20 protein-coding genes and 1 pseudogene are annotated in these 19382 nt (G+C 69.5%); 10 read left to right on the top strand and 11 right to left on the bottom strand.

The genetic code is table 11. From position 1 onward, the window contains the following. Positions 1-66: 66 nt before the first annotated feature. Complete coding sequence (locus FHR37_RS24140) at positions 67-804, bottom strand: GAF and ANTAR domain-containing protein (RefSeq protein WP_202818367.1); 738 nt, start codon at positions 802-804, stop codon at positions 67-69. Positions 805-887: 83 nt separating this feature from the next. Then, a complete protein-coding gene (locus tag FHR37_RS24135; protein ID WP_092888980.1) occupies positions 888-1595 on the bottom strand; it encodes a GAF and ANTAR domain-containing protein in 708 nt (235 codons plus the stop codon). Between the two features lie 180 nt (positions 1596-1775). Here FHR37_RS24135 and FHR37_RS24130 point away from each other — a divergent pair, with 180 nt between their 5' ends. Together FHR37_RS24130 and FHR37_RS32030 are read left to right on the top strand one after the other, a co-directional pair. Beyond that, positions 1776-2165, top strand: a complete 390-nt coding sequence (locus FHR37_RS24130; protein ID WP_269086106.1) for an alcohol dehydrogenase catalytic domain-containing protein — start codon at positions 1776-1778, stop codon at positions 2163-2165. Continuing rightward, positions 2116-2310, top strand: coding sequence for a hypothetical protein (locus FHR37_RS32030; protein WP_237769081.1), 195 nt, complete (start codon positions 2116-2118; stop codon positions 2308-2310). The genes FHR37_RS24130 and FHR37_RS32030 overlap by 50 nt, the downstream gene beginning before the upstream one ends. Before the next feature lie 544 nt (positions 2311-2854). Here the strand turns inward: FHR37_RS32030 and FHR37_RS24125 are convergent. After that, positions 2855-3535: a hypothetical protein gene (locus FHR37_RS24125; RefSeq protein WP_202818366.1), complete on the bottom strand. Its 681-nt coding sequence runs from the start codon at positions 3533-3535 to the stop codon at positions 2855-2857. Between the two features lie 134 nt (positions 3536-3669). On the opposite strand from FHR37_RS24125, the gene FHR37_RS24120 reads away from it, so the two are divergent. Continuing rightward, a complete protein-coding gene (locus FHR37_RS24120) occupies positions 3670-4116 on the top strand; it encodes an Hsp20/alpha crystallin family protein (RefSeq protein WP_092888978.1) in 447 nt (148 codons plus the stop codon). A gap of 388 nt (positions 4117-4504) precedes the next feature. On the opposite strand, the gene FHR37_RS24115 is transcribed toward FHR37_RS24120, so the two are convergent. Then, entirely contained in the window at positions 4505-5002 is a 498-nt protein-coding gene (locus FHR37_RS24115; protein ID WP_202818365.1) for a winged helix-turn-helix domain-containing protein, read from the bottom strand. A gap of 58 nt (positions 5003-5060) precedes the next feature. Between FHR37_RS24115 and FHR37_RS24110 the strand changes: the two genes are divergently transcribed. Beyond that, the gene (locus FHR37_RS24110) at positions 5061-5987 is read left to right on the top strand and encodes a S41 family peptidase (protein WP_175542791.1); all 927 of its coding nucleotides are present in this window, start codon (positions 5061-5063) and stop codon (positions 5985-5987) included. Positions 5988-6085: 98 nt separating this feature from the next. Here the strand turns inward: FHR37_RS24110 and FHR37_RS24105 are convergent, their stop codons facing one another. After that, a complete protein-coding gene (locus tag FHR37_RS24105; RefSeq protein ID WP_092888972.1) occupies positions 6086-7765 on the bottom strand; it encodes an MFS transporter in 1680 nt (559 codons plus the stop codon). After that, positions 7762-8316, bottom strand: coding sequence for a TetR/AcrR family transcriptional regulator (locus tag FHR37_RS24100; protein ID WP_175542790.1), 555 nt, complete (start codon positions 8314-8316; stop codon positions 7762-7764). Before FHR37_RS24100 ends, FHR37_RS24105 begins: the two co-directional genes overlap by 4 nt. A 153-nt stretch (positions 8317-8469) precedes the next feature. Between FHR37_RS24100 and FHR37_RS24095 the strand changes: the two genes are divergently transcribed. Further along, positions 8470-8826, top strand: a complete 357-nt coding sequence (locus tag FHR37_RS24095) for a YciI family protein (RefSeq protein WP_092888966.1) — start codon at positions 8470-8472, stop codon at positions 8824-8826. A gap of 38 nt (positions 8827-8864) precedes the next feature. Here the strand turns inward: FHR37_RS24095 and FHR37_RS24090 are convergent, their stop codons facing one another. Both FHR37_RS24090 and FHR37_RS24085 read right to left on the bottom strand, forming a co-directional pair. Further along, positions 8865-9524, bottom strand: coding sequence for a DUF1345 domain-containing protein (locus FHR37_RS24090; protein WP_202818364.1), 660 nt, complete (start codon positions 9522-9524; stop codon positions 8865-8867). A gap of 14 nt (positions 9525-9538) precedes the next feature. Next, complete coding sequence (locus FHR37_RS24085; RefSeq protein WP_092888963.1) at positions 9539-10015, bottom strand: MerR family transcriptional regulator; 477 nt, start codon at positions 10013-10015, stop codon at positions 9539-9541. A gap of 24 nt (positions 10016-10039) precedes the next feature. Here FHR37_RS24085 and FHR37_RS24080 point away from each other — a divergent pair. Continuing rightward, a pseudogene (locus FHR37_RS24080) lies at positions 10040-11493 on the top strand (DHA2 family efflux MFS transporter permease subunit). A 45-nt stretch (positions 11494-11538) separates the two neighbouring features. Here FHR37_RS24080 and FHR37_RS24075 read toward each other — a convergent pair. From FHR37_RS24075 to FHR37_RS24065, 3 genes are read right to left on the bottom strand one after another with little or no spacing between them, the layout of a single operon-like run. After that, positions 11539-12225, bottom strand: coding sequence for a Type 1 glutamine amidotransferase-like domain-containing protein (locus tag FHR37_RS24075; RefSeq protein ID WP_092888960.1), 687 nt, complete (start codon positions 12223-12225; stop codon positions 11539-11541). Positions 12226-12234: 9 nt separating this feature from the next. Then, positions 12235-13392, bottom strand: a complete 1158-nt coding sequence (locus FHR37_RS24070; RefSeq protein ID WP_092888957.1) for a Gfo/Idh/MocA family protein — start codon at positions 13390-13392, stop codon at positions 12235-12237. After that, the gene (locus FHR37_RS24065; protein ID WP_092888954.1) at positions 13389-14381 is read right to left on the bottom strand and encodes a S66 peptidase family protein; all 993 of its coding nucleotides are present in this window, start codon (positions 14379-14381) and stop codon (positions 13389-13391) included. The genes FHR37_RS24070 and FHR37_RS24065 overlap by 4 nt, the downstream gene beginning before the upstream one ends. Before the next feature lie 95 nt (positions 14382-14476). Here FHR37_RS24065 and FHR37_RS24060 point away from each other — a divergent pair, with 95 nt between their 5' ends. The 4 genes from FHR37_RS24060 to FHR37_RS24045 all read left to right on the top strand — a co-directional run bounded on the left by FHR37_RS24060 (position 14477) and on the right by FHR37_RS24045 (position 19376). After that, positions 14477-15538: a phosphotransferase enzyme family protein gene (locus FHR37_RS24060; RefSeq protein WP_092888951.1), complete on the top strand. Its 1062-nt coding sequence runs from the start codon at positions 14477-14479 to the stop codon at positions 15536-15538. A gap of 525 nt (positions 15539-16063) precedes the next feature. Continuing rightward, positions 16064-17482 carry an N-acetylglucosamine/diacetylchitobiose ABC transporter substrate-binding protein gene (gene ngcE / locus FHR37_RS24055; protein WP_237769078.1) on the top strand — a complete coding sequence of 473 codons (1419 nt, stop codon included), beginning with the start codon at positions 16064-16066 and terminating at the stop codon, positions 17480-17482. Continuing rightward, on the top strand, positions 17479-18477 hold the full coding sequence (locus FHR37_RS24050; RefSeq protein WP_092888945.1) for a carbohydrate ABC transporter permease: 999 nt from the start codon (positions 17479-17481) through the stop codon (positions 18475-18477). Before ngcE ends, FHR37_RS24050 begins: the two co-directional genes overlap by 4 nt. After that, entirely contained in the window at positions 18474-19376 is a 903-nt protein-coding gene (locus FHR37_RS24045) for a carbohydrate ABC transporter permease (RefSeq protein ID WP_092888942.1), read from the top strand. Before FHR37_RS24050 ends, FHR37_RS24045 begins: the two co-directional genes overlap by 4 nt. Positions 19377-19382: the final 6 nt, after the last annotated feature.

Genomic DNA, 19382 nt, shown 5'->3' with positions numbered 1-19382 from the left:
TGATCTGACGCGCGCGTTTCCCTGTCACGTAAGGCGTTTGGGTCTTCGGTGCGCGCCGCGGGGACTTCAGCCCGGCTCGGCCGGATGGTCCAGGCCGGCCGGCCGCAGCGATCCGCTGGTGAGGGCATGCGCCACGACGCGCAGGGCGATCCGGCGGTTGCGAGCGTGGTGGCGCACGAGCGTCCACGCCTGGTCCACGTCGATGCCCAGGCCACCGGCGACCATGCCGACCGCCTGGGCGAGCACGGCGCGGTCGTTGACTGCCGCCAACGTGCGTTCGAACAGTCGTTCCGTACGCCGTACACCCGGCTCCTGGGCGAGGCCCAGCACCGCGAGATCTGCCAGCGACTGCGCGAGGTCTCGGCGCCATCGTGGAGATTCCCCGGGCTCAGCGTAGAGGAGGTTCAGCCCGCCGACCGCCCTGCCGTCCAGCCGCATCGGGATCGCGTCCACCGCGTGGTAGCCGGCCGCCGTCGCCGCGGGGGCGAACCGCGGCCATCGGGAGGCCTCGCGGGAAAGGTCGGTCGCCACCACGATCTCACCGGAACGAACGCAGTCCACGCAGGGACCCTGGTCGATCTGCGCCTGCCACAACTCCACGAACTCGGCGCGCTCGTCGGATGCGGTCACCAGGCGTACGACACCGTGCGGGTCGACCATCAGCACCCCGGTCGCGGCCGCACCGAGCACTTTCACACAGGCGGCGGTGACCTGGTGCAGAACCTCCGGATCACCTCGCTCGTCGGTGAGTCCGCCGGTGATCTCGACCAGGCCCGCCGCAAGACGATCCGTCACCTCAGACACGTGCGCCAGAGTACTCGGCGCGGGAGTCCGAGGCCGGTCGACGGCGCGCTGGAGACCGCGAGCGGCAGCCGGCCCCGGCGAGATCAGTCCCGCTCACGAGGGACCTCGCCGGTGTAGATGATCCGGTGCGCCACCTCACGCAACTTGACGTTGCGGTGCTGGGAGATCCGGCGCAGGACCTCGAAGGCCTCCTGACTGGTCAGGTGATGGCGTTCCATCACGATCCCGACCGCCTCGCTGATCTCGGTACGCGTCTTCAGCGCCTCGGTCAGCGTCTCCGCCCGGCGGGCCGCGGCGATCGCGACACTCGCGTGCGCGGCGAAGATGCCGCCGACGGCGCGGGACTGTCCGGTGAACGCGAACGGCCGGTTCGCGTAGAGGTTGAGTGACCCGATCACCTCGCTGCGCGCGCTCAACCGGAACGACAACATGGCGGCCACACCCAGACTGACCGCGGCGGGGCCGAACCTCGGCCAGTGGGGGTCGTTCGCCAGGTCGTTGGCGAGGTTCACCAGGCTGTCGTCGACCGACGCCACGCACGGGCCCTCGCGTAGTTCGTACTGCGCCTTGTCGACCTCGGTGACGAAGCGGGCCGTCGCGGCCGCGGTGTCGATCCGGCCACGTGCGCGCCGCATCGACACGCCTGCCGCCACGGCCCCGGGGACGCTGGCCGCGGCGGCTTTCACCACCGAGAGCAACGTGGATTGTTCGGAGTCGGCCGCCCACAACTCTTCCATCAGGTGGGCGAATCCCAGGGCCAGGCGTTCACCCTCGAATCCCTGCGCATTCATTACGCACGACTACCCGGCCAGGTGCCCTCGAAACGACACCGGTCGTCGTGCCGAGCCGGTCTCGCTGTACGTACAGGGGATTCCCGCCGGCCGCTGTCGCGGATACGGACCGCCTGGTGGGGTACGACGTTCGTTCACGCCGCACCAGTCAACGACCAGTGAGGAGCAAAGCAGGGAAAGATCCTGGGCCACGAGAACATGGGCGTGGTCGAGGAGATCGGCCCCGGGGTGAGCCGTCTCAAGGTCGGCGACCGGGTGTCCGTGCCGTTCAACATCGGCTGCGGCACGTGCCGCAACTGCATCCACGGCTGGACGTCGTTCTGCCTGCGGGTCAATCCCATTGAAGGGATGGACGGCGCGGCCTACGGCTACGCCAACATGGGCCCCTACGACGGCGGCCAGGCGGAACTGCTGCGGGTGCCGTACGCGGACTTCAACCTGCTCACGCTTCCCGCAGGCAGCGAGCACGAGAACGACTTCACCATGCTGTCCGACATCTTCCCGACCGAAGGGCCAGCACATGGGGACCGGCCAGGCGCCGGTCAAGCGGTACAACCAGCAGCTGCGTGACCTGGTCATCTCCGGGAGGGCGACGCCGTCGTTCCTGGTGTCGCACGAGCTGCCGTTGGAGAAGGCACCCGAGGGGTACGAGCGGTTCGACAATCGCGAGGCCGGCTGGACGAAGGTGCTGCTCCACCCAAGCAGGGCAGCCTGACGGAGGTGCTGCCCTGGTGGGAGGCCGGCGTGCGCGTCGGTCCGGCGAAGCGTGAAGACCCGCGGTGGTTCTGGGCACCGCGGGTCTTCACGCTTTCCTCGGGACGAACCGCCCGTGGCCGAAGTGTGAAGCGGTACGGGGGTCCTGGCCACCCGCGGTTTTCACGCTCCGTCTCACCGGCCCCGCCTGGGCCAGGCGAGGAACGGGGGAGCCCGTCTCCGGACTCCCCACCTGGCCTTCGAATCCTGTTCTCACGTGGTGCGGGCAGCCGACGGGGGCTGTGAGCCGACTGCCCGGTCAGTGGAGCGAACGACCTGCTCGGGTCGTGGGTACGGCCACGCGGGCAGGGGTCCGCGACCAGTTGGTGAGAAGGGATGTCGAGTCATGGCCGGCCTCAGGGGCTCGTTGCGGCAGCTCCGCATCGGCTGACTGCTCAACCACCACCGCACCTACCCCTGTTGATCGATCACAACCGTTCGCCGCAGAAAAAGACCGCAGCGGTTCCGTTCCTCGGGTCGTGAAGCAACACCTGGGTCGCGGAGTTTTACCTGGGTGCGGAGTTGCGCCGGCGGTGGTCGGCGTTCCGGATCCGGTCGGTCGTCTCGTCGAGGGAGGCGATGCGTTCGGCGAGGGCCCGGTGCTTTCGCCGCAACGCGGGTTCGACGGCCCGCAGTGGTGCGAGGAGGGTGGCGGCGTCGTCGTTCCCGAGCGCGGTGTGGACGGCTTCCCGAGTAGCCCGCCCGCCCTGGTCGCGTACGGGAAGCGCAGTGATCTGGCCTGCCAGCTCGCGAAGCTGGGCGGCGTGGTCCCGGGCCCACGCGGCGACGGCCCGGTCCCCGGATCGCCGGTCGCGGGTGGTCTGGACGCGTTCCTCGTGAGTGGTGGCGGCCTGGTCGCCGGCCTGCGGGTTGAGCCGCAGGAAGCGGCGTTCGGCGGCCTGGCGGCTGGCGAGTCCCAGGGCCGGCGCGATCTCGGTCCAGGTGAGGCCCTGCGTACGCGCCGCCTCGATGAGGGCCGGCTCCCAGGCCGCGAGCTGGTCCCGGAGCCGGCGCAGGGTGCCGAGAGCCTCCAGCATGACCTGCCCGTCGGGGCCCTTATCCGCCTGGCCGAGCCGGGTCATCAGGTCCGCCAGGTCGGCCATCGCCTCCGCCGCGGCGGGCTCGTCGGAGCCGGCCGGTGCGGGCCGCCGAGTCGGCCGCCTTGGTATGTGGGGCGTACGGGCCATCGGCGCTCCCGGAATCGGAGAATGTCAGCGCGTTGCTGACGGATCCGCTTGTCATCGATCCGATGACATGATACATACATGACGTGCATTGACGTACTTCCGTCCACGTAGACGATCAGGAGGTGCAGGGGACGATGTTGATGCGCACGGACCCCTTCCGGCAGCTGGACCGACTCGCTCAGCAGGCTCTCGGCGGAGGCAACTCTCCGGGCACGTGGTCCCGGCCCAACCCGATGCCGATGGACGCCTACCGCTCCGGCGACCAGTTCGTGGTCGCGTTCGACCTTCCCGGCACCAGCGCCGACTCGATCGAACTCGACGTCGAGCGCAACGTGCTCACCGTCCGAGCCGAACGCCGCCCGCCCGAGGTGGGCGACGGCGTGGAGATGCAGGTCTGCGAACGCCCGCTCGGTGTCTTCTCCCGGCAGCTGTTCCTGGGCGACACGCTGGACACCGAGCGCCTCGAGGCGACGTACGAAGCCGGCGTCCTCACATTGCGGATTCCCGTTGCCGAGAAGGCCAAGCCGCGCAGGATCTCCATCTCCACTACCGATTCCGGCAAGCAGCAGATCAACGCCTGAGCGGCGCTTCGGCGCCGACCGGTCAGCAGACGACCCGCAGTGCACATCGTGGGAAGGGCTGGTGGCGACAGTGGCTGGTACGCACATCGCCGACGAAACGGCAGCTTTCCTCGATCTCGTGTACGGCGATCCGGCGCTGCTGCGGGCGGAGTTCGACGAGCTGATGGCGGCGTGCTGGGAGGATCCCCCCTCTCCGCCCGCACGCCGCCTCGGCCCTCCACGGCGACCGCCCCGGCGGCCACGGCGACCGTACGGAAGGCATCGGCCAACCCGCTCCGGCAGGCACGCGTCAGTAGCGGCGCACCGTCCTCCGGGTAGCCGGCAGCGAGCCCCGCCGGAGCCGGATCGAGCGGCACCCGCATCGCGGCGGAAGGCGGCGTGACGGGGCCTACCGCGAGGACTGGAAGACGCTGACGAGTACGCCGTGCGTCGGTTCGCCGGCCGGCGCCTCGGCCAGTCCGCCGACCAGCCGGTCGAGGTAGGCCGTCAGGTCCGCCGCCTGCGCTCGGGTCAGCCGGATCCGCCGTAGGTGCAGCAGTGAGTCCACCGGAGACGCGGTGATCTCCTCGGCCACCGCCTGGAGCAGCGCGGAGGTGTACTCGCCCCGGTCGCGGCTGCCGCGCAGTTTGCGGTGGATGCGGACGAAGTAGCGCTCGGTGCCGCCCCGCACCTGCCGGGTGTGGCTGATCCGAACCAGCCCGACCCGCTGCAGCACGCCCAGGTGGTGGGCGACGTTCCCCTTGTTCGTACGCAGTCTGACGGCGAGCTGGCTCACGGTCGCTCCGTCGCCTCCGACGGCGAACAGCAGCCGGTTGCGCAACGGGTGCGCCAGCGCACTCAGCTGCTCCGGGGTGGCGTCGGCGATCGGCTCGTCCTCGGGGTTCACGAGCGAAAGCGTCAAGAACTTTTGACGCTTTGTCAAACGGCCGGAGATGCTCGTCGGCATGCAGACACAGACCCGGGCCGCATCAGCCCTGTCGCCCCAGCAGATCGAGACCGTCGTCGCCTCGACCGCCGACGCGGTGGAAGCGGAGTTCTTCGCCCCTTCGCGCGGGTGTGCCATCGCCGCACACGTGCGCAGACTCGCCACCGAGGGCCACTACACCGGGCTCTGCGATCCCGCGGCCCTGGCGGAGCGGGTGACTGCCGACATGCAGGCGGTCCAGCCGGACCTGCACCTGCGCCTGGTCTTCCGGCCGGACGGCGTGATCGACCAGACGGACGAGGCCGCGGAGGACGCCTTCTGGCAGGAGGAGGCGCGGCGTACCGCCGGTGGCGTACGAGGAGTTCACCGGCTGGACGGCGACATCGCCCTGCTCGACCTCGCACCCGCGCTCAGTGACCCGCGGTACGGCGGGGAGGCGATCGTCGCGGCCATGCAACTGGTGGCCGACGCCGCAGCGCTGGTGATCGACCTGCGGGACAACCGCGGCGGTACGCCGGAAGCCGTCGCCCTGATCTGCGGTTACCTGTTCGGGCCGGAGCCGGTGCACCTGATCGACGTCGAGTCGGCGGCCGGAACCCACCAGCACTGGACGCCGGCCTGGGTGCCGGGGCGGCGGTTCGGGCCGGACAAGCCGCTGTTGGTGCTGGTGTCCGGGTGGACGTTCTCCGGCGGCGAGGAGCTCGCCTTCGACCTGCAGGAACTCGGCCGCGCGAGGGTCGTCGGCGAGCAGACCCGCGGCGGCGCGCACCCCCGCGTCGGGGTCCGGGTGCACAGCCACCTCGAGGCGACCGTCCCGTGCGCCCGGTCGGTCAGCCCTCGTAGCGGCACCAACTGGGAAGGCGTCGGCATCTTGCCTGACCTGCCGGTGGCCGCGGACGAGGCGCTCGACGTCGCGCTGAGGCACCTCGCGACCGACGGGACGTGAACGGTCAGGCTCGACGGGCTCTCACCTGCGGCCGCGGAAGAACGCGATCGCGGCGACGATGAGAATCGCGATGACGAAGATGACCAGAACGCTGCCCCTCATGGCGTACACCCCTTCTGTTGGCGGACTGTTGACGGCACTGTTGAAGGCACTGTCCTCGACGCTATCCGGTACGGCGCCCGGGTGTGGCCTCCCCGGCCCCGCACCGGCTCGCCGTCCGCGTCTTCACCACCGACGACTGACGCTGACGAGCGCGCGACCGAACTCTCCAGCCGCTGACCCTTCAACGCGAACCACGCCGCCACCGCGGTCACCAGCAGCACCGCCGCACCCGCGCCCGAGGCCAGGTGCAGGCCGTGCACGAAGGCGTCCCGGGCCGCGTCAAGCAGCGGTTGCGCGGTGGCCGGCGACAGGTGCCTGGATGCTTCCACCGCCGCGCCCAGCGACTCGTGCGCCTGCGGCGGTGTGCCGTACGGACCGGTGAAACTGCGGTAGGCGGCGGTCACGATCGAACCCAGCAAGGCGATTCCGAGCGCCGCACCGAGTTCGTACGCCGTCTCCGAGACCGCCGAGGCCGCGCCCGCCTGTTCCTTCGGCACGCTGGACAGGATCACGTCGGCGGTGACGGTGAAGGAGAAGCCCGCGCCGACGCCCACGACCAGGAGCGCGGCGCCGAGGACGGGGTAGCCGGTGGCCTGGTCCAGGGTCGTCAGCGCGGCCAGCGCCAGGCCGACCGCGGCGAGCCCGCCCGAGACCACCGCGCGGACCGAGAACCGGCGCGCCGCGTGCCCCGCGACCAGGCCGGCCGCCACCGCGCCCACCGCCGCGGGCACCTCGGCCAGGCCCGCCTCGAACGGACCCCTTCCCTGGACGAGCTGGAGGAACTGCGAGAGGAAGAACACCAGGCCGGACATGCCGAGCACGGTCAGCAGGTCGGCGAGGACCGCGCCGCTGAAGCGGCGGTGCCGGAACAGCCGCATGTCCAGCAGTGGGGCCGGCATCGTGAGCTGGCGGTGGACGAACCCGTAGAGCGCCGCAGCGCCGAGCACGGCGGTGCCGAACACCGGCCAGGTGAAGCCGTGCGTCGCCGCCTGCTTGATCGCGTACACGACACCGACCATGCCTGCGAGGGACAGCACGACGCTGAGCAGATCCCAGGGGCCGGGGTTCGGGTTGCGCGACTCGGGCAGGGTGCGGACGCCGACGACGACCAGGACCGCCATCACCGGCAGGTTGATCAGGAAGACCGAGCCCCACCAGAAGTGTTCGAGCAGGAACCCGCCCGCGATCGGGCCGACGGCGGTGCCGGCGGAGGCGGCCGCTCCCCAGACGCCGATGGCGAGGCTGCGTTCGCGCGCATCGTGGAAGAGGTTGCGGATCAGCGCCAGGGTGGCAGGCATCAGGGTCGCGCCGGCCACGCCGAGCAGCGCCCGGGCCGCGATCAGCAGTTCCGGTGTCGTCGCGTAGGCGTTGAGTACCGAGATCGCGCCGAACGCCGTCGCCCCGCAGAGCAGGATCCGCTTGCGGCCGATGCGGTCGCCGAGGCTGCCCATGGAGACCAGCAGGCCGGCGATGACGAAGGAGTAGACGTCACCGATCCACAGCAACTGGGTGCCGGAGGGGTTGAGGTCCTCGCTGATGTAGGGGGTCGCGAGGCCGAGGACGGTCGCGTCGACGGCCACCAGCAGCACGGCCAGCACGAGGACGCAGAGCGCGAGCCAGCGGCCCGGGTTCTGCTCCACCTCGACCACGCGGGCCGGCCGCAGGGTGCTGGTCATGGTTTCTCTCTCGTACGCCGGACGCCGCCGAGCGTCAGCTCGACGACCGAGTGGGTGAAGTCCTTGGCTGCCACCCGGCCCGCGGCCACCGACCAGGCGCCGGCCGCCAGCAGGGCGTACAGCGCCTCGGTGAACCAGGCCGGGCTGAGGTCGATGCGGAACTCGCCGCTCTCCTGGCCGCGCCGGAACAGCGCCGCGAGGCGTTCGTCGATGCGGACCCAGCCCGGGTTCTGTTCTTCTCCCTCGAACAGCTGGTTCTCGGTGTAGAGGAAGGCGAGCAGGGCGGCGGCGGGTTCGATCTCGCGTACCAGCCGGTGCACGGCTTCCCCCGCCGGACCCTCGTCCAGCCGGGCCGCGTCCAGGGCCGCCTCGCACTCCTCGATGCCGAGCTCCTCCAGCGCCCGCACCAGCGCGTCGCGCCCGGCGAAGTGGCGGTGCAGCGTGGCCCGGCTGATGCCGGCGGCCCTGGCCACCTCGTCCATGGTCGCGGTGGACCTGCGGGTCAGCAGGGCGGCCGCGCTGCGCAGCATCTGGTCACGGTCGAGAGCCATGAGACGAGGGTAACCCACGTGAGACGTTCATGTCTCACGTGGGACGCGTCTGGATCACGAGTTTTCGCCGGGCACACTGTCGATCGGCGGACATCCCGTTCGTCATCGACCTGAACGGGCCGACCGGAGCCCCGCACGAAACGGACATCTGTGATGGCGAAGTACCTGGTTCTCATCTACGGCGACGAGCAGAAGTGGGACGCGCTGACGGCCGAGGAGGTGCAGGACTACATGGGCGCGCACGGCGAGTTCGCCGCGGCGGCCGGGGCCGGCCTGCTCGGCGGGAACGAACTCGAGTCGACCTCGGCGGCGACCAGCCTGCGCAACGACGCGAACGGCCGGCTGATGGTCACCGACGGACCGTTCGTGGAGACCAAGGAGGTGCTCGGCGGCTACTACCTGCTGGAGGCCGCGGACCTCGACGAGGCGATCAAGCTGGCCTCCCGGTTGCCGGAGGTGCAGACGCGCCACGGCGGGGTGGAGATCCGGCCGGTCCGCGTCCGGGACTGATCCCTGGCGACGGCGGCCGGGTCGTCGCCGGCAGGTCGTCAGCGGTTCAGGCCGGCCACCAGGTTGATCAGCAGAGCCAGGATGACCGCACCGAACAGGTACGACATCAGCGCCTGGCGCAGCACGTGGCCGCGGAAGCTGGTGGTGCGCAGCTCGGTGTCGGAGACCTGGTAGGTCATCCCGACGGTGAAGGCGATGTAGGCGAAGTCGACGAAGCGCGGTTGGGCTTCGGGGTCGCAGTCGTGGAAGTTCACGCCGCCGCGGCCGTCGGAGTAATCGGAGTAGTAGAGCCGGGCGTACCGCAGCGTGAAGATCGTGTGCACCACCACCCACGAGACGATCACGCTGGCGACCCCGAGCCCGACGTGCAGGACGACATCGAGGGGTTGCCGGTCGTTGGCTCGTACGATCATCCAGCCGATCGCCAGCAGGCTGGCCACCGCGGCGACCAGCAGCACCAGGTCGGCGACGGCTCGGGTGGGGTCCTCCCGGCTCGCGTCGGCGGCGGTCGCCGGGCCGTCGAGATGACCGATCCGCCGCCAGATGATCGCCAGGAACACCAGCGCACCCACGTCCCAGCCGATCAGGGGCAGGTACGGCGCCGGCAGCACGACCGAGGCGACCGCCGCTGCCAGCACGCCGCACCCGGTCGCGACCAGCACGGCCCGGCGAGCCGAGGCCCCGGCCACGTCCGACACCCGCCTGGACCTCATCAGCGGCGGGTGCGGGGCGGCCCGTCCGGCGCGGGTGCCCACAGGTGGTCGGCGTCTCCGGCCTCGAGCCGGCCGCGGTACACGTCGATCTTGTGGTCGATCAACCGGAGGTTCTCCTGGATGTCGGCGAGCTGGGCGAGCACCTCGGTGCGGTGCGCCTCCAGCAGGGAAAGGCGTTCCTCCTCGTTGCCGCGTCCGGCGGACACGAGTTCGGCGTACCGGCGAATGGTCCTGATCGGCATGCCGGTGGCGCGCAGTCTGGTGCAGACGCCGATCCAGTCGAGGTCGAACTGGTGGTAGCGGCGACGTCCGCCGGCGGTGCGGTCGACGTCGGTGACGACCAGTCCGGCGCGTTCGTAGTAGCGCAGGGTGTGCGCGCTCACTCCCGTGCGGCTCGCGGCCTCGGCGATGCTCAGGCCCGCGTCCGGAACGGAGTCGGGTGGGGCGGCTTCGGAGTTCGAGTTGACTTCGAGCACGCTCTAAATCCTAGCTTCGTCGTCATGAGCAGCTCAGCGCTTTCGACGACTGTCGCACCAACGGGCGAACTCGGCCGGCGTCACCGGCTCGTGGTGCTCGCGATCTGCTGCATCAGCATGCTCGTGGTCATCATGGACGTTTCCATCGTCAACGTCGCCTTGCCGGCGATTCGGCACGACCTGCGGGCAACGACGTCCGGCCTGCAATGGACGGTTGACGCCTACACCCTTGTGCTGGCGGGCTTCCTGGTGCTGGGTGGGTCGACCGCCGATCGGGTCGGGCGGCGGCGGATCTTCCAGATAGGGCTGGCGTTCTTCGGTGTCGGGTCGTTGCTGTGCGGCCTGGCGCCGGGCATCGGCTGGCTGGTCGCCGCGCGTGCGCTGCAGGCCGTCGGCGGAACGATGCTCAACCCGGTGGCGATGGCGATCGTCGCCACGACGTTCCCCGATCCGGTCGAGCGGGCCAGGGCGATCGGTGTGTTCGGCTCGGTGAGCGGCCTGGCGCTGGCGCTCGGTCCCATCCTCGGCGGAGCGCTCGTGGACGGCTTCGGCTGGCACTCGATCTTCTGGGTCAACGTGCCGATCGTCCTCGCCGCGATCGGATGCACCGCGGTGTTCGTGCCGGAGTCCCGCGCGGCCCGGGCGCGCCGGTTCGACCCGGTGGGACAGCTCCTGGTGATCCTGATGCTGGGCAGTGTCGTCTACGCGATCATCGAGTCCCGGCGGCTGGGGTGGACCTCGCCGGTCATCCTCGGCCTGCTCGCCGTCGCCGCGCTCAGCGTGGTGGGCATTCTGGCGTACGAGCCGCGCCGGGCGGATCCGCTGCTGGAGTTGCGGTTGTTCCGCAGTGTGTCGTTCAGCGGTGCGATCGTGACGGCCGTGCTGGCGTTGTGTGCCTTCGGCGCGTTCCTGTTCGTGACGCCGCAGTACCTCCAGGACGTGCGGGGATGTCGCCGCTGCACGCGGGGCTGAGCATGCTCCCGGTCGGGGTGCTGGTGGCGGCGCTTTCGCCGGCCGTGGGGCGTTTCGTGGGTACGCGGGGACCCCGGTTGCCGTTGCTGGTGGCCGGATCCGCGCTGGTGCTGGGCGGCTGCATGTCGCTCCTGCTCGGGTCGTCGACCCCGCTGCCGGGCGTACTCGCGTCCTTCCTGGCGTTCGGCGTCTTCCTGGCCTGCGTCAACCCGCCGATCACCAACACCGCCGTCGCCGGCATGCCCCGCGCGATGGCCGGGGTGGCCGCGTCGGTGGTCTCCACGGGACGGCAGGTCGGCGTCACCATCGGCGTTGCGATCTCCGGGACGATCGTGGGATCCGCGGTGGGCCGCGGCGGTCCGGCGTTCGTCCGTACGGCACACGGCGTGTGGTGGCTGGTGCTCGGACTCGGCGTCGGCATCGTCGCGCTCGGGCTGCTCGGCACCGGCCGCTGGGCGTCGCGCACCGCCACGCGCGCCGCGGAATCCTTCGAGACCCTGAGCTGACGAGCGTTGCCAACCACCAGTTGGCGAGGAAGCGCGGATTCGGCGTCAGGGGTTGAACAGCTTCCAGTGCCCTTCGGAGACGACCTCGGCGGTGCCGTCGATCACCTTGATGGCCGTGTCGTCGTCTATCGCGTACGTCGGGACCGGGATCTCGGCAGCCCACTTCTCTATGTTGGCCAAGGAGGTGTCCGGCATGTCCGCGTCATCGAGGTGCGGATACAACGTGAAATCCACCAACCCCAGTGCCCTGTCGGCTCCCTGCGCCATGTCGCTGCCTGTGGGCACGAACTCCAGGTCGAACTCCGCGTCACAGTTGTAGGGGGTCACCGCGATGCTCCCGGCGCTCACGCCCACGTAGACCGTTTCGCTCAACGACGGCAGGAGGTCCGCCAGGCCCGACTGCCGCATCCAGTGACACAGATACAGCACGTCACCGCCCCAGACAAGCAGAGCGTCGGCGTCCCGGACCGCAGGAACCCAGTTCTCCTCCCGGATGGTTGGCAGCGCGGTGAGCTCCAGCACTCCCAGGGACTTCCAGCCCAGCTCGCACAGCGGGCTCCGAGCATTGCCGGAGATCGCCCGCCACGCCGAGCCTGCGCCGCCGGGGAACGGGTAGACGGCGGTCGGGACGATGAGGGCGCTGGACTCGGCGATCGGCTTGCCCAGCAGTTCGACGAGCGTGTCGGAGATACTCTGGTTGCTGATGCCTGCGGAAGTGAGAAGAAGCTTCATGGGCAGACCCTAGGCCAGCGGACTCTCCCGGCCGGGATCGGTGCCGATGCCGCCGGTGAACCTCGCCGGGTCGGGGACCGCGATCCAGGTTCCGCCCTGGTGGATGGAGGTCTCGGACACGATCCCGGGGAGGGACATGTTCAGCGCGGCGTAGACGTCGACCGGCACCGAGCCCTGTGGTGGTTGGCCTTCGCGTACGGTCTCGATGAAGTCGAGGATCGGCCAGGCGTCCGCACCCCAGTGCCCTGCGTGGGTGGGCTGTCGCGCGTAACGGGCCGGGAGGAAGTCGGCGGCGTAGGAGTCCAGCGAATCCCACGCGTTCTCGCCGCTGCGCCCGCGCACGTACACCCTGGGCTCCTGACCAGTCGCCCGCGCCGCCTCGTAGGCGCCGGTGGTGCCCTGCAGCGAGAAGTAGTCCATCAGGTGCGGCCGGTTGGACAGCATGTCGAGGCGGGCGCGCAGCAGGGCGCCGCGGCGGGTACGGGCGAGCAGGATCACGGTGTCGTCGATCTCGTGCTCGGGTGCGGTGTGGTTGCCGGTGCCCACGCAGCTGACCGCGACGATGCGGTCGTCGAACCACTGCAGCAGCGGGCCGAGACTGTGGGTGGGGTAGGTGAAACCGTTGCGGCCGGTCTGCCAGTACGACCGCCAACTCCGTTGCCCGCTTGAAGTCTGCTGCAGTTCGCGGACGTCGTGGAGGTACTCGCCCTCGCCGTAGTAGAGGTCACCGAAGACACCGGACCGCGCCATCGACCGGACGATCAGGTTGGGCCGGGTGTAGCAGAGGTTCTCGGCCATGGCGTAGGTCGCGGTGCTCGCGCGGACCGCCCCGACGAGGGCCTCGCTCTGCGGCAGGCTGACCGCGGCGGGCACCTCCGACAGCACGTGCACGCCGGCGTCGAGCGCGGCGATCGCCTGCGGGGTGTGGTGGTGCTGCGGCGAGGAGAGCACCACGGCGTCGGTACGGTCCAGAAGCTCCTCGAAGCTCGAGCACGGCGCCGGTACGCCGTACTCGCGCGAGAAGCGTTCCGCCGCGGAGGGATCCGGATCGTAGACCGCCTCCAGCCGTGCCTTTCCGGCCGACTCCGCCACCCGTAACCCGGCGACGAAACCTGCCCCTCGTGCGGCCCCGGCGATGCCGATCCGAAGTGCGTCTGGGCGCGTCATCGCACACCTGCCTCAATGGTCAACGTGCCGGCGGAGGTGTCGATGCTCGCCTCGGTGCCGAGTGGAAGGGTGGGGAGGTCGAGTCGTTTCGCATGGCCGGCCGGAATGCCGCCGAGGATGGGAACCCCCAGCCTGCCGAGGCGGTCACGCAGTACGTCGAGGATGGTCCAGCCGTGCACGGTGTCCTGTTCGAAACCGGGGAACTGGCCGACGGTCACGCCGCGCACTCCGTCCAGGGCGCCGGACCTCAGCAGTTGGGTGAGCTGCCGGTCCACCTGGCCCAGCCCGGTGCCCTTCTGGTCCTCGACGAACAGGATCGCACCGTCCAGGCTGGGCAGGTCCGCGCCGACCTCGGTGCAGATCGCGGTGAGGTTGCCGCCGAGGAGGAAGCCGGTCGCCGTCCCTTCGGTCGAGACCTTCGCGGTGGGTACGTCCGGGTCGGCGTGCACCGTGACGGGATCGGTGGTCGTCAGCGATCGGCGCAGCGCCTCCGCCGCGTCCGGGCCGGTGTACTCGTCGTACCAGTTGACGAACGGCCCGTGCATGCCCGCCAGCCGGCAGTGCCGCCACAGGGCGAGATGCAGATGGGTGATGTCGCTGAACCCGACCAGCGGCTTCGGGTCGCGCCGGGCGGCGTCGAAGTCGAGGTCGCCGGCGATGCGGTAGGCACCCTTGCCGCCCCGGGTCGCGAAGACGGCGCGTACACCAGGGTCGCGCAAGGCCGCGTTGACGTCGGCCAGCCGATCCTCGTCGCTACCGGCCAGGTAGCCCACCTGGTCGAAGACGTGGTCGGCGACCTCGACCCGCAGACCCCAGCCGGTCAGCAGCTCGACGCCGCGCTCGACTCCCTCCCGGCTCGGTGGACTGGCCGGCGACACGAACCGAACGCGATCGCCGGGCCGCAGCCGCGGAGGGAGTACGGCAGGCGACTGGCGTTCGGCAATCTCGACCGGACCACGAGCCGTCGGGGGAGGCGTGCGCAGCGACATGCCGCCCAGTGTGGCAAGGGAAACGACGGCCGGCCCATACCGTGGTCAAAACCGGTTGCCCCCGAAGCGCCGGGAGCGACATCCTCACCCGGGTGATGGCGCAGCGAAGGTTGGAGCCGACGCAGGCCGCGATCCGGTACATGTGCGAACGGTTCGCGCTGGGCGGCCACTGCGACGGCCGGTTGACCCCGATCGCCCGTGGTGCGATGGGCCGGATCTGGCGGCTGTCGCTTTCGGGCCGTGACTACGCGGTCAAGGAGCTGTTCTGGGGGTTCGACGAGGCCGCGGTGGTACGGGAGGCCGCCCTCCGCGACGCCGCCGCGGACGCCGGGGTCGCCTCGCCCGCCAACCTGCGTACGGTCGGCGGCCGGTACGTCTGCACGCTGCCGACCGACCTCGGCGGTGCGGACGTGCGGGTGTTCACGTGGGTGGAAGGCCGCCAGGTCGAGGCCGGTGAGCCGGGCGTCATCCGTTGGGTCGGGCACACGCTGGGCGTCCTGCACGGCCTGCGGTACTCCTACCCACACGTCCCTTCCGACCCGTGGTACGACCGGGTGCCGACGCCGGAACAGTGGGATGACCTGCTGACCAGGGGGAGAGTAGACCGTCGGCCGTGGGCGTCCCTGCTGGAGCAGCGACTTCCACTGCTGAACACCCTGTGCGCACAGGTGAAACCGCTCGACCCGGCGGCGCTGATCTACAGTCACCTGGACTTCCAGCCGCAGAACGTGTTCGTCGACCGCGCCGGACGTCACGTGTTGCTGGACTGGGAGGACGCCGGGCCGAGCATGCCGGACCGCGTGCTGGCCGGCGTACTGACCCCCTGGTGCACCGAGGACGGAGTCGTGTACGCCGACCGGGTGCGGGAGTTCCTGCACGCCTACCGGCTGGCAGGTGGCACTGGGCGGATGACCGGCATGGAGTCGTTCAGCGCGAACCTCGCGGGCTACCTGAACTACGTGTCCGCGCAGGCGTCGTTCAGTCTCGACCACACCCAGGCGGCCGACATGCGTGAGTACGCCGACCACGAGGCCAGCGGCGCGCTCGCCAACCCGTCCACCACCGAGCTGTTCGGCGAGATCCTGCGTGCCGTCGAGGGTGTGCGGCGGCACGGCACATGCGAGTCCGGACGCGTCGATCGCGGTGACTCTGTGTGATACCAGTAGGCCTCCGGTGTCCGGGAGGTCGCGCCGATCGTGCAAGTTAATTACAAGTGTGCCAAGTGCACCGGCAAATCCTTGTTGGGCCATCACGGTGGCACTACGCTGCCTGACACTCCGTCGCACCTGACCGGCGCGTCGGTACCTACGGTAGGCGCGAAGTGACGACCTGGAAGGACTCGTGAGCATCAGGCAGGACGCCCACGCGGCACAGGTCGCACAGGTCACCCAGGTCATCGAACGGCGGTGGCGGCCGCGGAGTCCGTCGGCCGGATCCTTCGAACGCCTCACGCCGGTGTTGCCGCAGGGGCCGATCCCCGCGCGCTCTGCCTGCCCGGTGCCGACGAACCAGCCGCGTCCGGCAGACGACATCGGAAGCTGCGCGCTGGATGCTCGCGCTTTCTCTCGACGGGCTCCACACTCGTCCGGCCGACCCGGGGCCATCGGCTCGCAGGCGTCCGAGAGCCGGCGGCACCGGCACCGCTTCATCATCGACACGGAAGGTCGCACCACACCATGGACATGAACACCAGGCGGGTCACCCGGCGGCGCATCCTGCAGGGGGCCGTCGGGGCGGCTGCGCTCGCACCCTTCGGCGGGGCCCTGACCTCCTGTGCCGCAGGCACCACCGGCGACTCCGGTGCGAAGAAGAAGCAGCCCGCCAAGTCCGCCACGTCGGCGAACAACCCGTTCGGGCTGGAGAAGAGCTCATCCGTCGAGGCGGTGATCTTCAACGGTGGTTACGGCTACGACTACGTGACGTTCGCGACCAAGCAGGTCGACGGCAAGTTCTCCACCAAGACCAAGGTCACCCCGACGACGCAGATCGCCCAGCAGTTGCAGCCGCGGTTCGTCGGCGGCAACCCGCCCGACCTCATCGACAACTCCGGTGCCAACCAGATCGGCTTCAACACCATCGTCGACCAGCTGGAGTCGCTGGACGACCTGTTCGAGTCGAACAACTACGAAGGCACCAAGATCGCCGACACGGTCTATCCCCACGTGAAGGACCCGGGGACGTTCAGCGGCAAGTTCGCCGCGATGAACTACGCGATGACCGTCTACGCCGTGTGGTACTCCAAGACGCTCTTCGACCAGAACGGCTGGACGGCTCCGAAGACCTGGGACGAGACCATCGCGCTCGGCGAGAAGGCGAAGGCCAAGGGCAAGTACCTCTTCGTCTGGGGCAAGGAGGCGGCGACCTACTACCACACGCTCGCCATGGACTCCGCCATCAAGGAGGGCGGCCCGGAGGTGCGGCTGGCGCTGGAGAACCTCGAGCCGAAGGCCTGGTCGCACCCTGCCCTGCAGCAGGTGTTCAAGGCCATGGAGACCTGTGTGAAGAAGGGCTACTTCGTTCCGGGCGGTGCGGGGACCCAGTTCACCTCCGCGCAGGCGAAGTGGAGCAACGACCAGCAGGCGATCCTCTACCCCTCCGGCGGCTGGATCGAGAACGAGATGAAGAAGGCCACCAAGGCCGGCTTCACGATGACCGGCATCCCGGAGATGACCGTCACCGACAGCCCGAAGATGCCGTACGAGTCGCTGCGCAGCGCCGCCGGTGAGCCCTTCATCGTTCCGAGCAAGGCGAAGAACTCCGCCGGTGGCAAGGAGATCCTGCGGGCGATGCTGTCCAAGGATGCCGCGACCAACTTCAGCAAGACCCGCCTCGCGCCGACCATCGTCAAGGACACGGTGCCCTCGGACGGGTTCGGCTCCTCGGCCCTGGTCTCGCAGACGTCGATGCTGTCAGCCGCCGGCACCAACGTGTTCAACTACCAGTTCGGCACCTACTACGGCCTGAACGCAGACCAGCTGACGGTGTGGAACTCCTTCCTGTCCGGCAAGCTCGACGTGGCGGGGCTGACCAAGGGCCTGCAGCAGATCAGCGACAAGGTTGCCAACGACTCCTCGGTCAAGAAGCTCAAGGTCACTTCGTGAGCAGTCGCACCACCACCGCCACCCGGCCGGCCGGCACTCGCCCGGCCGGCCGGGGACGCCGGCGTCCGCTCACCTTCGACCGGGTGAGCTTCTTCGCCGTGTTCCTCGGCCTGCCGCTGGTGATCTTCGCGGTCTTCGTCATCTCCCCGTTCGTACAGGCGCTGTACTACTCCCTCACCGACTGGAGTGGGTTCAGCGCCTCGATGAACTTCGTCGGCTTCGACAACTACGTCCGGCTCTTCCAGGACGACCAGTTCGTCAAGTCGATCCAGAACAGCATCGTGCTCGGCCTGGTCGTGCCCGCGGTGACCATCGTCATGGCGCTCGTCCTGGCGACGCTGATGACGGTCGGCAGCAGCGGCACCGGCACGGTCCGCGGCCTGCGCAACTCCAACATCTACCGGGTGGTGTCGTTCTTCCCGTACACCATTCCGGGCATCGTCATCGGCATTATCTGGGCCCAGATCTACGACCCCGCACGCGGCATCCTCAACGCGCTGCTCACCGGCGCCGGACTCGGCGGGTTCGAGAACTTCGCCTGGCTGGGTGACTCCCGGACCGCCATGGGTGCATCGATGTTCGCCATCATCTGGAGCTTCGTCGGCTTCTACATGGTGTTGTTCATCGCCGCCATCCGGGGCATCGACCCCGACGTGTTCGAGGCCGCCCGGATCGACGGCGCGGGCCGGCTGCGCACCGCGTGGTCGATCATCATCCCGTTGATCAGGGACAACATCCAGACGGCCTGGGTCTACCTCGGCATCGCCTCGCTCGACTCGTTCGTCTACATGGCGGCGCTGAACCCCGGCGGCGGCCCGCAGAACTCCACCCTGGTGATGGCCCAGGAACTCTTCAACACCGCCTTCACCAAGGGCAGGTTCGGCTACGCCACCGCGATGGGTGTGATGCTCGCGGTCGTCACGCTCGTGTTCGCGGCTCTGGTGTTCACGGTGAACGCCCTCACCGGCGGTCGCGACAAGGAGGCACGCCGATGACGCAGGTCACCGAGGCCGAGCGGGCGCGGGCACCGCGGGCTCCCCGCACGTCGCGCCGGGACTCCGCCCAGGAGAGTTCGGTCGCCTACAACGTGGTCGCGCACGTCCTGCTGACGCTCTGGGCGCTGATCGTCCTGCTTCCGCTGGTGTGGGTCCTCGTCTCCTCGTTCAAGACGACCCAGGAAGTGCTGGGCAACCCACTGACCTGGCCGCACCACTTCGAGTGGCAGAACTACGCCAACGCGTGGACCACGTCCGGTGTCGGACGGTACTTCCTGAACACCGTCATCGTCGTGGGATCCGCGCTGGTGATCGTGATGCTGCTGGGGGCGATGTGTTCGTACGTCCTCGCACGGTTCAAGTTCCCCGGTAACCGCGTCGTCTACTACCTGATGCTGGCCGGACTGACGTTCCCCGTCTTCCTGGCGATCGTCCCGCTGTTCTTCGTGCTGCAGAACTTCGGCCTGCTGAACACCCTGCCCGGGCTGATCCTCACCTACGTCGCGTTCGCGTTGCCGTTCACGGTCTTCTTCCTGCACTCGTTCTTCAAGACCCTGCCCTACGACGTGTACGAGGCGGCGCAGGTCGACGGTGCGGGGGAGTGGCGGACGTTCTTCCAGGTCATGTTGCCGATGGCGCGGCCGGGCATCGCGTCGGTGGCGATCTTCAACTTCCTGGGTCTGTGGAACCAGTTCCTGCTCCCGGTCGCGCTGAACACCGACACCGGCAACTACGTGCTGACCCAGGGGATGGCGTCGTTCCAGTCCCAGGCCGGCTACTCGGTCGACTTCGGCGCGCTGTTCGCGGCCGTCGTGATCACCGTGACGCCGGTGCTCGTGGTGTACATCATCTTCCAGCGCCAGCTTCGCGACTCGGTCGTCGCCGGGGCGGTCAAGTAGCCGCAG

The sequence above is a fragment of the Actinopolymorpha cephalotaxi genome, from assembly GCF_013408535.1.
Classification (GTDB): Bacteria; Actinomycetota; Actinomycetes; order Propionibacteriales; family Actinopolymorphaceae; genus Actinopolymorpha; species Actinopolymorpha cephalotaxi.
The sequence above is the reverse complement of the archived record's forward strand: the minus strand, read 5'-3'. Positions and strand labels throughout refer to the sequence as shown.